This window comes from Haliscomenobacter sp., from assembly GCF_033763495.1.
Lineage (GTDB): Bacteria > Bacteroidota > Bacteroidia > Chitinophagales > Saprospiraceae > Haliscomenobacter.
The window spans coordinates 1-14,555 of sequence record NZ_JANRKL010000076.1 but is presented as its reverse complement, the minus strand read 5'-3'; the positions used below and the strand labels follow the sequence as shown (position 1 = coordinate 14,555).

Genomic DNA, 14,555 nt, shown 5'->3' with positions numbered 1-14,555 from the left:
GATGGCCTCCCAAGGCTAAAGCCTTGGGGTGGCTTACATTTGCGTCATTAAAAAGAAAAAGAGGTAAACCCAGAGCAAATCTACAAAATGCCAGTAGATCATACTGAGTTCAAAGCGGTGTTTTCGTTTAGGCGTTACTTTTAAGCCCAAAGTAAAAGCATGAAGTACAGCGAGTAGCAGGATAGCAATCCCACCCACTACGTGGGCTGCATGCACATACGAGAACACGTATACAAAAGAACCTGAAGGATTGGTGGTCAACTCTACGCCGATAGACGCGAGAGCCAGCCAACCACGATATTGAGTGTACAAAAATACACAACCCAAAATCGCAGTAGCTACCAAACCGTATTGGTACACTTTTTCATTACCTTTCAAAAAGGCACGATATGCAAGGTGCAATGTAGCACTGCTCAGCAAGATCACTACCGTGCTGAGGGTAAACACCTGGGGCAAGCTGAATTCCAGCCAGTTCCCGGCAGCCTGGCGCACCAAAAAGGCACTGGTCCACGCTGCAAACATCATCATAATACTCGCGCAAGCCACCAGCAAGGCGAAAGTCTGAGGATGTATTTTATTCCGGCCAAGCGTATTGGGGAAGCTTCCTTCCATCTTTTTCCCAGTTATAATTGATCCACTAATAGCACACCCAAAACAAACGGAATGTATACAAATGAAAAGAACATCAAATGCAAGGCTGATTTCCGATCATTGTTGCGATACAAACGCCAACCCAGGTATGCAAAAAAGATGCTCGAGACCACAATACATGTCGTACTGATCCATCCAGCGACACCAAGACTCATCGGTAGAAAACTTACCGGAATGAGCACCAGGGCATACAAGAAAGATTGTAAGGCCGTATAACGTTCCTTTTGTCCTTCCGGGCCAGGCAATAGTTTGTAACCCGCTTGCTCGTAATCCTCTTTTCCCAACCAGGCAATCGACCAGAAATGGGGGAACTGCCAGAAGAACTGGATGGTAAATAAGGTCAATCCCAAGGCTGAAATATACCCCTCCGCAGCAGCAGCGCCAATCAGTGTTGGCAAAGCTCCTGGAATTGCGCCCACTGCTACAGCAATGGGAGAGATTCTTTTCAACGGAGTATACAAAAAAGCATAGGAAACCAAGGCAAGGGTACCAAAAAAAGCCGTCCAGGGATTGAATAAAGCCAAGGCGCTTATACCCACCATACTCATCAATCCAGCCCAAAGTACAGCATCGGCAACCTTCATCCGACCAGTTGCCAGAGGCCGGTTGGCCGTACGTTTCATCAAACGGTCAAAGTCCTTTTCCAGCACCTGATTGAGTGCATTCGCCGCAGCAGTGACCAAAAAACCACCCACTGCAAGGATCACAATACTCAGCCCTGAAATAGGTCCGGGTACTGCAATCAAGTAGGCCATCACCGAAGAAAAAACTACGGTGAGGGTCAATCGCAATTTTACCAGTAATTTGAAGTCTTCCACCTTTTGCCAAAAAAGAACCAAAGGTTTCTGTACTGCTGTTTTTACCGCCACTTTAATCGTGAAGTATTGGGGAGGAGAACCAAATGAATTTACTCCTCCTCCCCTATTGAAAATGATCTATTCTTCTTACTTCAATCAGCCTGAGCTGTTCCCATTAGTGCTCACCAGGAGTTTCACCTTCTTCCATTGGCGTGATTTGGGAGATAAACTCCTTACCATCCTTGCCATAGTCGTAAGGCCAACGGTGTACCGTAGGAATTTTACCCGCCCAGTTGCCGTGTCCTGGGTTGATCGCAGTAGTCCATTCCAGCGTAGAAGCACCCCATGGGTTTAGAGTGGTCATCTTTTTACCCTTCCAAATGCTGTAGAAGAAATTGACTACAAACAAAATTTGGAAAGCAAAAGTGGCAATAGCTGCAACAGTGATGAACTTATTCAGGTCATCAAAATGCGAGAATGATGCAAAGGTATCGAAACGGTAATAACGACGAGGCACCCCAGCCATACCGATGTAGTGCATTGGCCAGAAAATGGCATATGCCCCGATCATGGTACCCCAGAAGTGGATTTTACCGAGGGTCTCGTTCATGAAACGGCCATACATCTTGGGGAACCAGTTGTAGATACCTGCAAACATCCCAAAGAATGCCGCAACCCCCATTACAATGTGGAAGTGTGCAACTACAAAATAAGTATCGTGCTGTTGGATGTCAATGGCAGAGTTACCCAGGAAGATACCAGTCAAACCACCAGAGATGAACATGGATACAAAGCCAATGGCAAACATACTTGCCGCTGTAAACCGGATATTACCACCATAAAGTGTAGAAATCCAGTTGAAAACCTTCACCGCCGAAGGAACGGCAATGATCAGCGTAAACACCACAAAGAAGTTGGAGATAAATGGGTTAACCCCCGACATGAACATGTGGTGTGCCCAAACGATGAAGGACAGGAATGCAATCGCCAAGATCGAATAAACCATCGCTTTATAACCAAAGATTGGTTTACGAGAGTGTACAGACAGCACTTCTGACACCAAACCCATCGCTGGCAAAATGATGATGTATACTTCAGGGTGGCCCAGGAACCAGAACAAGTGCTGGTACAAAATTGGGCTACCACCTACGTGATCCAGAGCCTGACCGCCAACAAAAATTTCACTCAGGTAAAAGCTTGTGCCCATACCCCGGTCGAACATCAGCAACAAGAAACCAGAAACCAGTACGGGGAAGGACAAAAGACCAATGATCGCTGTCACGAAGAAAGCCCAGATGGTCAGTGGCATCCGCCACATGGTCATACCTTTGGTACGCAGGTTGAGAACTGTAGTGATGTAGTTAATACCACCGAGCAGTACCGAAACTACAAAGAACACCAAACTCAACAACCACAGAGTCATACCCGCGCCCGAACCAGAGGAAGCTTGCGGCAATGCACTCAGTGGTGGATAAGCGGTCCAACCTCCAGAGAATGGCCCTGTGCTCACAAACAGAGAGAACAGCATGATCATACCGGACAAAAAGAAGAACCAGTATGAAAGCATATTCAGGAAGGGTGAGGCCATGTCCCGGGCACCTAACTGCAAAGGAATGAGCAGGTTACTGAATGTTCCACTCAAACCTGCGGTCAATACAAAAAACACCAGGATGGTTCCATGCATGGTCACCAGCGCATAGTAAAAATCTTGCGACAGAGTACCCATTCCGGTTTCCGCATTGATGATGATCCATTTGCCCAGCAGGGGTTTCAACCAGGCCATACTTTCTTCAGGGAAGCCCAATTGTAAACGGAAAATCAAGGACATGCCCGCCCCAATCAAAGCCCAAATCATCCCCGTAATGAGGAACTGTTTGGCAATGATTTTGTGGTCCATGCTGAACACATAGGTATTGATGAAGTTGGACTGATAACGGTCGCCCTCGTGATGATCGTGAAAATGATCATCATACCCCAGCTTTTCAATCAGCTCTTCTTCTTGCGTCATTGGATGGTTTGCTACGTGAGCCATCTGCTGAATGTTTTAAATACGTTTACAATGCTAAATTACAAATTGAGCCATTTCCATAACAACTCAATTGAACCAACATGGTTCAATTCAACATTTATATTATTGCCCTACGATACGGAATTCCGTACGGCGGTTTTTCGCACGATTTTCATCACTATCGTTTGCCACTACAGGTTGAGTTTCACCAAAACCTTTTGCAGACAAACGGCTTGCATCAATTCCCTTGCTACGCAAGTATTTCAACACCGCATCAGCACGCTTTTGCGACAAGGTCAGGTTTTGAGCATCTTCCCCGGTATCGTCAGTATGACCAGCCAATTCTACTTTGAGGCCCGACTTTTGCTTCATCGCGTCAACCAGGTTGTCCAGTTCGTAACGAGATACCCCAGTTAGTTTGTCCGAACCAGTTGCAAAGGTTACGTAGCTGAATTGTACTGTTTTCTTCGCAGTAATCAAAGCAGTATCCAAAGCTTCGGCAAACTCTTCTTTTCTTGCTTCGATTTCAGCAGAAAACAGTTTGTCTTTATTTGGATCTTCGTCCTTGAAGCGAATATTGCTCAAATAGTATGACTTTTGCTGCATGGCCCACATTTCATAGGCTTCTGGCTCCACAATTTTTACCGTTTTGCGCATCGCAAAGTGGCTATTGCCACACAATTCAGCACAAGCCAGTTCATAATCAAACACCTCCCACTTTGGTTTGGAATTTGGATCTTTTGGATCGGATGGCACCTGATATTCTGGGTAATTGCGCAATTGCTCGCGGAATTCCTCATTGGTTTTTTGTGGCTCAAACACGAAGTAAGTAGGAATACCAGGAATGGCGTCCATTTTTACCCGGAAATGAGGCAGATAGAAGTTGTGCAAAACGTCTTTGGAAGTAATCCGCACCCGAATCTTTTTGCCTTTAGGCAATACCAACTCATCGGCGTGGAAGTCATCCACGTTCCGCTCATCTGTCCAATCCTGGCCCAGGGGGTTTGCACCCGAGATGAGTTTGTAGTTCTTTGGCCCCAGCACTCCGTCCGGACCTGGATAACGCAGGGCCCAACCGAATTGGAAGCCCGTTGCTTCGATTTCCAGGTAATCCTCACCAGGCTGGATGTCTGCCATGATTTCATTCCAGGCATCCAAACCACGGATAACCAGGAACGCCATCACTACGGCTGGAATGGCAGTCCAGATCATTTCCAACTTGTTATCGTGGGCAATGAATTTGGCTTTACCAGTCCGACGACCTGAGTATTTCCAGGCATAATAAAACAGCAGGATTTGAGTAATCACAAATACGATCCCGCAGATCACCAGAGTTACATTGAACATGGCGTCAATCTTCCCCCCGTGAGCGGATGCTGCCTGCATGGGGCCAAAGCCCAAGTAGTAGTTTTTATACACTGCACCAGTGTAGGCAGTAAGCACCAAAAAAGCGATCATAAAAATGACCATGTAGAGCCCTTGCCTACCATTGATGATCTCCTGCATTTCTTCCTCACCCCGGATTTTGGCAGCCAATTCGGTCACCTTGCCAATTTGAATGGCAATCACAACGATCAGGATGAGACTTAAGAATACGAGCAAAGCAGTCATTATTCTTTAAATTTTAGTCGAATTCAAATTTACAACCAAAGATTCAATGATGTGTTCCACCATTGCGACACTTTTCACTTGTTTAGACTTCGTCTAAATTAATGATGCGCATCATGAGCACCATGCCCATCTTCCGGATAAGGCCAAACAGAGTGGTGCATCGTTTCATCCATGTATGGGTCATTTGAAGGCACCAATGCTGCTTTTTCCAGTTGCTTGAATACAAAGTAGACAAAGCCAGCCAGGAAGCCGAGGAAAATTCCCAATTCCAACAAACCTGGAATAGAAAAGCCAGCCGCAAAATTCAGGAACTTATGGCCTGCTTCAGCAGCTTCAGCACCATGTCCGCCTGCATGCTCAGCAGCAGCTTCGATGGCAGTCAAACGGGTACCAGGCTTGATCATCAGGAAGAAATCCAGCCAGTGGCCAAACAAGGTCAGGATAGCCGCAATGGCCATTGGTCCGTATTTGCGTTTGTTGTCATTGCGCATCAAAATGAAGAATGGCAACACAAAATTGATGACCAGGTTTGCAAAAAACAAAGGGCGGTAATTATCCAGGCGATGGCGGAAGTAAATGGTTTCTTCCCCAACGTTAGCATACCAGATCAACATGTACTGTGAGAACCACATATACGTCCAGAAAATGCTGATGGCAAACAAAAATTTGCCAATATCGTGCAAGTGGTTAGCCGTAATGTTTTCATAATAACCGCGACCTTTGAGGTACATCAGCATCAAAATGGTAATCGCCATAGCTGAAATGAACCAGCTTGCGCCACTATACCAGGCAAACAGGGTTGAATACCAGTGGGCATCTACGGACATGACCCACTGCCAAATCATGGCCGCACTTGTAAAGCCAAAAATTGGCAGAAAAATAGCGGCATAAACCCGCATTTTGCGGTGGTGCCAGAAATTATCGGCAATCCCTTGACCATCTGCGTCTTCAGCAACCGACAATTGCCGGTTTTTAAAGGCAAAATAATACCAGGTGCCTACAATAATCAGGGTGCCTAAAGTATACCAAACCGGATTGAGAAATCCTGATTTTCCTTTAAGAATTGGATCAGCAGCTACCGCATGTGAATCCGCCCAGTGGTAAAGGTGATGCCAGTGTCCCCACATGCCGATGATGATGGGAATGAACAAAATTATGCCTGGCAACAAAAACAGGGAAAATGCTTCCCAAACCCGTTTCATTCCTGCATACCAACCTGCCCAGGCAGTGGTAAATGCAGCCAAAATGAACATAGAAATGCCCGCAATACCTGTAAAAAATACGGTATTGTGGAGGTAGTTAGACCAGAAGCGCACATGCATTGGTTCAGAGTCCATGAAGTAGGACAAGATCAAGCACAGCACACCGAGTATCATAAACCCGAGCAGGAAAGTCTTTTGCTTGGCTTCAAAGGTGAATTGGTTCATTGCTCGTCGGTTATTTATTTTTCTTCAAAAGAAGGTTAATCAAATTACTTGCCGCTCTTGGATTTGGTACCATCGCCGCTTGCTGGAGCAGGAGGCGGTGGAGGTGGTGGTGCAGTAGCCAGTTTTTTCACCTGTGCTGCTGGAACCGCAAAGCTGGAATTCAGCGTATTTGCGCTTGCGCTATAGGCCAATCCTTTCGCAGTTGCTTGCAAAGAGCGGATGTAGTGAATCACCTGCCATCTTTCTTCGTAGCTCAATTTTTCTGCATAACCACCCATTACGTTTTTGCCGTACATGATGGCATGATAAAAACGACCATTGGTAGAGATGTAAAAAGTATCCAGCATGAAGTTGGCCGGAGCAGCAGGGTATACGCCACCGAGGTCACCCTTGGCAGGATTGGCATCGCGCACCAGGTAACCAGCGCCATCCCCTTTTTCTCCGTGGCAAATGCCACAATAAATATCGTAAAGTTCTTTGCCTTTAGCCAAACCAGCTTCAGAAATCGGGAAAGGGTTGCCTACAATATCCTTGCTGGCCCGAATCCGTTCCTCTTCGCTGTCGCCGTAGTGGTAAGGCACTTTCCCGTTTACAGGCACCGCAGTAGCGTTGAGCCGATTGCCCCCCCTGAGGATGTTCATGATGGAGTCATAAGCACCTGGGCTGGCGAAACTGAAGCCTGCATAACCGCGAGGGATAGTACCTGCTGCAGGGTTCAATGGTCTTGACAAAAATTTGCGGTTGATCACACTTGCGCTGTCCCAGTTGTTGCGGGAATAGTTGGCGTACGACTGTGATTCAAATCCTACTGAGTGTGCCATATCCGGCATGTATTCCTTGCCAGCATAATTGCCTCCTGCGGGTGTGCAGGAGTAGAGCAGGCTGACTGCGGCTACCGAATAAAGAATATATTTTAAGTTTTTCATCATTGCTCGATTTTCCTTGGTTCAAACATTGACCGGCTGTCCGGATTTAAATGTGCTTTTGATCAATTTCTTCGGCACCAGATGTTTCCAAAAAGGCCTTGAATTTGGCTTTTTCGTCATCTGATACATCGGTCACATCAAAGGCCAGACAGAATTTATCGTCGGTAATGCGATCGTGCAGCGTAGGGTTGAGGATACCAGGGCCCATACCGCAGATGGTGTAAAAAGTAACCACCATACCAATACTGGCGAAAAGTACCGTCAACTCAAAAGTGACCGGAATAAACGCTGGTACTGACCAGTAAGGTTTACCACCAAAAATGATGGGCCAATCGCTGGTGAACACCCAAGTCATCCCCAGGAATGCAGTAAGGGTACCGATCAAACCATATACAAAACCAGCCTGGTGAAGGCGGCTTTCAGTAAAGCCCATTGCGTCCTCCATGCCGTGAACCGGAAATGGCGTAAACACATCGTAAATGTCCAGGTGTGCAGCACGAGCTTGGTTGACTGCACTGAGAATCTTGGTCTCGTCATCATACAGACCGAAGAGTACATCTTTATTTGGAGATCTTGTCATTGCACTTCGTTTTTGCTGTCTCGAAATTAGATTAGTGCGCGTCGCCGCCATTTGCTTTTACTGATTCCTGATGGTGACCATGTTTCAGGGCATTTTTCATGCCCACGTATTGGTCACCGGCGTTCTTCAGGATACTCTTGATCTCGGCAATGGCTACTACAGGTGCAAGGCGGGTAAAGGCCAGGTAACAAGTAGAGAACAAGCCCAGGGTCCCGATGAACAAACCGACCTCTACCCAGGTAGCTGAATAGTAACTCCAGGAAGAAGGCAGATAATCGCGAGCCAAGGTAGAGGCAATGATTACGAAACGCTCAAACCACATCCCAATGTTAACGAAGATGGACATGGCAAAAGTCACCGTGATATTTTGACGCAATTTTTTGCTCCAGAAAATCTGTGGCGAAATTACGTTACAAGCCATCATACCGATGTAAGACCAGAAATATGGACCCATCAAACGGTTGTAGAAGGCAAATTGCTCGTAAATGTACCCGGAGTACCAGGAGATGAACAACTCGGTCAAATAAGCAACACCTACAATTGTACCTGTAGCCAGGATTACCTTGTTCATACTGTCGATGTGCTCCAGCGTAATGTAGTCTTGCAGATGCAATACTTTCCGGGTAATGATCATCAGGGTTTGTACCATGGCAAAACCGGAAAAGATCGCACCCGCTACGAAGTATGGAGGGAAGATCGTGGTATGCCAACCAGGAATAACCGAAGTGGCAAAGTCAAAGGATACGATGGTGTGTACCGAAAGTACCAGCGGAGTGGACAAACCCGCTAGGATCAACGATAAACTTTCCCAACGTTGCCAGTGCTTGGCAGAACCCGTCCAGCCAAAAGCCAGGAAGTTGTACAATTTGCGACGGAAACCAGAAGCACGGTCGCGAACCGTTGCAAAGTCAGGCACCAAACCGGTGTACCAGAACAGCAAAGAAACCGTGAAATAGGTAGAGATCGCAAATACGTCCCAAAGCAGCGGAGAGTTGAAGTTGACCCAAAGTGGTCCGCGGGTATTGGGATAAGGGAAGATGAAAAAACCCAGCCAAAGGCGGCCCATGTGAATAAGCGGGAACTGACCGGCGCAAATTACCGCGAAGATGGTCATCGCTTCTGCTGCACGGTTTACCCCCGTCCGCCATTTTTGACGGAACAGCAACAAGATGGCAGAAATCAAAGTACCCGCGTGACCGATACCGACCCACCAAACGAAGTTGGTAATGTCCCAACCCCAGTTGATCGTCCGGTTAAGGTTCCAGGAACCGATACCGACCCAAATGGTCCAGGTTACACAAAATACATAAAACGCGAGACCCGTTACGGCAAGAATGAAGGCAATCATCCAGGCAACGGAGGGCGTACGTTCAGTAGGCCCACAGATGTCCTCCGTGATTTGGTGGTACGTTTTTGCACCCGTAATCAGGGGTTCCCGTATTGGAGAAATGTGTCCACTCATGATGGTGTTGTTATAGTTTCACGATAAAATCGTGTCTTTTTTTGTAAAGTTGAGAAGTTGAGGGTTGAGGAGTTGAGAATGCTAAACTTCTCAACTTCTCACCCAACCACGGGCTAATCCGTGGGCTTATACTGCTTCGTTCCGGTTGACAACCTTAGCCTGGTAGTTTACTGAAGATTGTACGTTGATTTCCTCAAGAGCGAGGTAGTTCAACGGATGTTTCATCCGCTTGCTTACTTCAGCAGTTTTGTCGTTGCGGTCACCGAATACGATGGCCCCCGTAGGACAAGCTGTTTGACAAGCAGTTTTTACATCTGTTTCATTCAGTTTGCGGCCTTCACGCTTCGCAGTCAGTTTACCTTCCTGGATGCGTTGTACGCAGAAACTACATTTTTCAATTACCCCACGAGAACGTACGGTTACGTCTGGGTTCAACACCATACGCATCAGGTTATCAGCGGTATAAGGCAGTTCCTCGCCGTTGATGTGGTTCTCGTTGATTGGGAAAATATCGGCAGTTGTGTAATCCAGCCAGTTGAAGCGGCGAACTTTGTACGGACAGTTGTTGGCACAGTAACGGGTACCAATACAACGGTTGTAGGACATTTGGTTCAAACCTTCAGAACTGTGGTTGGTGGCATTTACTGGACAAACGTTTTCACAAGGAGCGTTGTCACAGTGTTGACACATCATTGGTTGGTAAACTACGTTTGGCGTTTCGTAATCGCCAAAGAAGTACCGGTCAATGCGCAACCAGCTCATTTCATGGTGGCGGGATACTTCGAATTTACCTACCACAGGTACGTTGTTCTCTGCCACACAAGCCACCTGGCAAGCACCACAACCAATACAGGCGCTTAGGTCAACGTGCATTGCCCACCATTGTGACTGGCTGTAGCGATCAGCTACAAATTTGTCAAATGGATAAAGGGTTTGATCGTTGAGGTGTTGAGCCTCCGTACGTTTTTCCTTGATTTTTTCAGCCAATTCAGGCAATTCTTTGATGTTGCCTTTGTAGATGATTGAACGATCCACGATACCACCCTGGTAACCAGCACCGAGGGTCATGGAGGTGTGTTCATCCAGGTTCAGGTCCTTGCCATCGCTGGCTTTGATCTGTTTGCCATCTTTATCTTTGCCAGTCATACCCATACCGTGGTGGTACTGTACACAGGCAAAATCTTTGTCTTTTCCGACAGATTCTGATACTTTGGCACTTACCGCATAGTACTGGGTATTGCCATCTGCATCAATGCTCATCATTGGATAAACATTGACTCCGACTTTGTCACCAATGGCACGTCCCTGGTAACCAGTACATTCCCGGCCATAACCAATGGCCAAACCTACGGTATCCCACATTTGGCCAAACTGGCGCACAGCAGTAGTAGTAACCTTTTGTCCTTTGGCTTCAACCTCAACGAAGTCGGCTGAGCCGTACATTTCGCGTTGGTTAAGGTCATTGAGGGCCTTGAAGCGGATACCACCTTCATATTTGAGCGGAACGGCCAGGTTGTTGCCCCATACCGTACGGGCAACCGGGTCGGGCATTTCCTGCAACCATGGGTTGTTGGCGTATTTGCCATCGCCCAGGTTAACGGTTTCAAAGAATGCCACTTCCAAACCATCAGCAGCAGGCTTGCGCACTTTGGCTGCAGCAGCAGCTACGTCACCACCGAAACCAAACTCAGGAACCACTGCAGTAGGCACCTCAAAGATACCATCGTGCAGAGTGCTGTCCCAGAAGCTTTGGAAAGTAGCGAAGCGGTTTTGTTTGGTAAAAATGTTGGCTTCCCAGAAAGCCACCAGATAATCGTACATCGGTTGCTCGGAATCCTTGTTTAACTTGTCGCTTTTCGCCCAAGTCAACAAAGTTTCTTCAACCTGACGGGTTTTGAACAATGGTGCAATCGTGGGTTGGATCAAACTGTAGTGGCCTTGCTTTGGTTCGGCATCACCCCAGCTTTCGAGGTAGTGATTGGTAGGCACTACATAATCACAAAGGAGTACAGTTTCGTTGGGTGCAATCGCGAAGGAAACTTTCAGCTTCACTTTGGCAATGGCATCGCGGAATTTATCGCTGTTGGGTAAGTCGTAAGCTGGGTTAACTCCATCGAAGAAGAAAACTGCGTCCACCTGCCCAGCGGCCATGTCTCTAACCAATTTTTGAACATTTTTGTCCTGTCCCTGGCGTTGGTTGGATGCATTGGCAAAAGTGATGGTATTGCCGTAGGAATCCAACATGGCGTTGATGGAGTTCACCAAAATTTGTTCTCCCGTGTTGTTGGAACCGGAAACAACCAGGGCTTTGCCTTTGGAAGCTACCAAATCCTTGGCAACAGCCTTGAACTTGGCTGCCGTTTCAGCTGGCAAAGATGGTCCGGAAACTTTGCTTCCTCCAGTCAGTGCTGCTACCTCATTGTGCAATGCAATAATTGCAGCACCCTGATGAGATGGTTTTACCAAAATCCGGTTATCGGCATTGGAGCCGGTCAAACTCAAGTGTGCTTCCACCTGATAGTGGCGCGACATCTTGGTTTGGTTTACATCAGTGATCTTGCGGTTTTGGATGTATTGGGTAGCAAATTCAACTGGAGAAACCCAGCTGCCCAAAAAGTCACACTCAAAACCTACAATAACTTCAGCTTTGTCGAAGCTGTAAGCAGGTACTACTGCCTGTCCGAAACACTGCTCGTTGGCTTGCAACAAAGCAGAGCTGGAAGATGGGTCGTAGATAACTACCTCTGTATTGGCATAGGCTGCCTGGAAGTCAGCAATTGCCTGCTTGGTCATTGGGCTCAGAATAGTAGGCGCTACGATGCGAATGCGGCTGCCGCTGTTGAGCTTGGAGGCAATTTCGCGATCGATTTCCGCCAAAGAAGGGCCTTTGCCGAATCTGGCGTCCGCCCGATCTACCTTACCACTTTTTACCCGGTATGGTCCGTCGAAACGGCTGGAGTCGTACAAGCTCAAAACACTGGCCTGAGCCCGTGCGCTGGTACCACCCTTGGTAACACTGGAAAGGCTATTGCCTTCTACTTTGATGGGGCGACCTTCACGGGTCTTCACCAAAATAGCGCAATAGTCACCCCCGTTTATAAAAGAGGAGGCATAATATGTCGCTACCCCAGGTACAATTTCGTCAGGTTTGACGACATAGGGGATGGCTTTTTTGATTGGAATATCACAGCTGGCAGCAATGGTTGCTGCACCAAGGCCAAAACCGAGGTACTTGAGGAAGTCGCGGCGATTGGCATTCAGGTCCATTGTTTTTTCGTCAGCCAATTGCTCAGATAATGGCCGCTCGTAAAACTCCTGATTGGTAATCTCGTTGTAAATCGGATCGTTGGCAATTTGATCAGTACCGATCCAGATTTCTTTATTTTGGTTTTTCATCTGAGTTGAGATGCGTCTGGTTATCCAAAGGCCCGCTGGGCGGGTGATATCGAACCCACGAATAAATTCGTGGGCTGGGGCGGTGTTATGCCTTCCCACGAATAAATTCGTGGGGTGGAACTAAATTATTCCCTCCCACGGATGAATCCGTGGGGTGGGTTAATAGTGGCATTTTTGGCATTCCAAACCGCCAATGTCTTCAACAGTTACTTTTTTCCGCTTACCTTCCTGAAGTTCTTTGTGGAATTTGGCGTAGTATTCGTTGTAGTATTGGTTGTCAGCAAACTTGACCTCCGTTTGACGGTGGCAGTTGATACACCAGCCCATCGACAGTGGAGCATGTTGCTGCAGGACATCCATTTCTTCCACCTTACCATGGCAAGTTTGGCATTCTACCTTACCTACCGATACGTGTTGAGCGTGGTTGAAATAAACGTGGTCTGGCAAGTTGTGGATGCGTACCCACTCAATTGGGCCCTGGATCTTCTTATCGCCAGTTTTGGCATCAGTCAGTGCCTCTTTAATGGCATCCCATTGCAAGCCGCCTTCCTTAATGGCCGCATCAGGAGATTTACCAGCCTGGATCGCATTGTCTTCAATCCATGCTGTATAGGTGCTCTTGATGTCGTCTTCGGAGAGGTTCTCGTAATTCTCGATGTATTTGTCTGCTTTAGGATCGTAACCGATCGAAGCAAAGATTTTGGTCAATTCCGCAGTACCATATTTGGAACCTACTTTGATGGCGCGGTGGCAATTCATACAGGTATTCGCTGCAGGAATGGAGGAGTGTTTGCTCCGGCGTGCGCTATCGTGGCAATAGTTGCAATTGATCTTGTGTACACCTGCGTGAGTGGTGTGCGAAAATTTGATTGGCTGATCAGGCTGATACCCTTGCTGACGGCCCAGCGAGATCGCCTGGTTCACCGTGGTGTAGCCACCCAAAACAACTGCCGCAAACAGCGCAAAAGCGATAACACTTTTGCTGAGCAGGATTTGCTTCAGGGTTTGGCGTTCAGCAGCCTGGCCTTCTTTCACGGCCAACATGTATTTGAGGTTGGACAGGATGCGCGCCAATACAACCGCAAAAATACCCAGGATACCTGCAAGCAAGATAAATAAGGTAGTGTTGTTCTTTGGCTTTGCCCCAGTAGTCCCTCCGGCAGCTCCGGCAGCAGCAGCTGCAGCAGCTGGATCGCAAGAACCATCGTACATACATTGGATATAGGCCAAAATGTTCTCGATGTCCTGATCACTCAAACCGTTAAAGCTGTTCATCACGGTTGGTTGCCATTTGGCCCACAGTTCTTTGCCCCGTGGGTGGCTGTTGATCATGGATTGAGAGTTGCGAATCCATAGGTACAAATCGGTGCGTGGATAAGCAGCCCAACGCTCTTCTACTCCACCCAGAGCAGGCCCCGTGAGGTCGCTCTTCATGTTTTTGTTGTGACAAGAGGCACAATTGTTCTGGAAAAGGGTTTTCCCCGCCTTGTCATCGCCCTTTGCCACACCCTGGCCGTACATTGCCATGGTACTGAACAATAGAGATGCAATGAGCAGTACTCGGCTAGTCAGAGACTTAAATATCATCGTACTTGCGTTTTATAACCTAGTATAACAAGATTGTATAAACTGTCATTTTTCAGTCAGCGCAAAGATATAATTAGCTATATCTTTTTAACAAACTTTTAAGGAAAGAC

At 47.3% G+C, this 14,555-nt stretch carries 10 protein-coding genes; all 10 read right to left on the bottom strand.

What is annotated here, in order from left to right:
- Positions 1-33 precede the first annotated feature (33 nt).
- Positions 34-612 (bottom strand): heme-copper oxidase subunit III, encoded by a 579-nt coding sequence (locus SFV55_RS08560; RefSeq protein ID WP_320029073.1) that lies wholly within the window; start codon positions 610-612, stop codon positions 34-36.
- Between the two features lie 11 nt (positions 613-623).
- The gene (gene cyoE, locus SFV55_RS08555; protein ID WP_320029072.1) at positions 624-1,469 is read right to left on the bottom strand and encodes a heme o synthase; all 846 of its coding nucleotides are present in this window, start codon (positions 1,467-1,469) and stop codon (positions 624-626) included.
- 154 nt (positions 1,470-1,623) lie between these two features.
- Positions 1,624-3,480 (bottom strand): cbb3-type cytochrome c oxidase subunit I, encoded by a 1,857-nt coding sequence (locus tag SFV55_RS08550; protein WP_320029071.1) that lies wholly within the window; start codon positions 3,478-3,480, stop codon positions 1,624-1,626.
- A gap of 99 nt (positions 3,481-3,579) precedes the next feature.
- Positions 3,580-5,067 carry an OmpA family protein gene (locus SFV55_RS08545; protein WP_320029070.1) on the bottom strand — a complete coding sequence of 496 codons (1,488 nt, stop codon included), beginning with the start codon at positions 5,065-5,067 and terminating at the stop codon, positions 3,580-3,582.
- Between the two features lie 98 nt (positions 5,068-5,165).
- Positions 5,166-6,494 carry a hypothetical protein gene (locus tag SFV55_RS08540; protein WP_320029069.1) on the bottom strand — a complete coding sequence of 443 codons (1,329 nt, stop codon included), beginning with the start codon at positions 6,492-6,494 and terminating at the stop codon, positions 5,166-5,168.
- Positions 6,495-6,538: 44 nt separating this feature from the next.
- Positions 6,539-7,420 (bottom strand): cytochrome c, encoded by an 882-nt coding sequence (locus SFV55_RS08535; protein ID WP_320029068.1) that lies wholly within the window; start codon positions 7,418-7,420, stop codon positions 6,539-6,541.
- Positions 7,421-7,466: 46 nt separating this feature from the next.
- Complete coding sequence (locus SFV55_RS08530; protein ID WP_320029067.1) at positions 7,467-8,000, bottom strand: DUF3341 domain-containing protein; 534 nt, start codon at positions 7,998-8,000, stop codon at positions 7,467-7,469.
- 31 nt (positions 8,001-8,031) lie between these two features.
- Positions 8,032-9,462: an NrfD/PsrC family molybdoenzyme membrane anchor subunit gene (gene nrfD, locus SFV55_RS08525; RefSeq protein ID WP_320029066.1), complete on the bottom strand. Its 1,431-nt coding sequence runs from the start codon at positions 9,460-9,462 to the stop codon at positions 8,032-8,034.
- A 126-nt stretch (positions 9,463-9,588) separates the two neighbouring features.
- On the bottom strand, positions 9,589-12,858 hold the full coding sequence (locus SFV55_RS08520) for a TAT-variant-translocated molybdopterin oxidoreductase (protein ID WP_320029065.1): 3,270 nt from the start codon (positions 12,856-12,858) through the stop codon (positions 9,589-9,591).
- Positions 12,859-13,017: 159 nt separating this feature from the next.
- Complete coding sequence (locus tag SFV55_RS08515) at positions 13,018-14,445, bottom strand: c-type cytochrome (protein WP_320029064.1); 1,428 nt, start codon at positions 14,443-14,445, stop codon at positions 13,018-13,020.
- Positions 14,446-14,555: the final 110 nt, after the last annotated feature.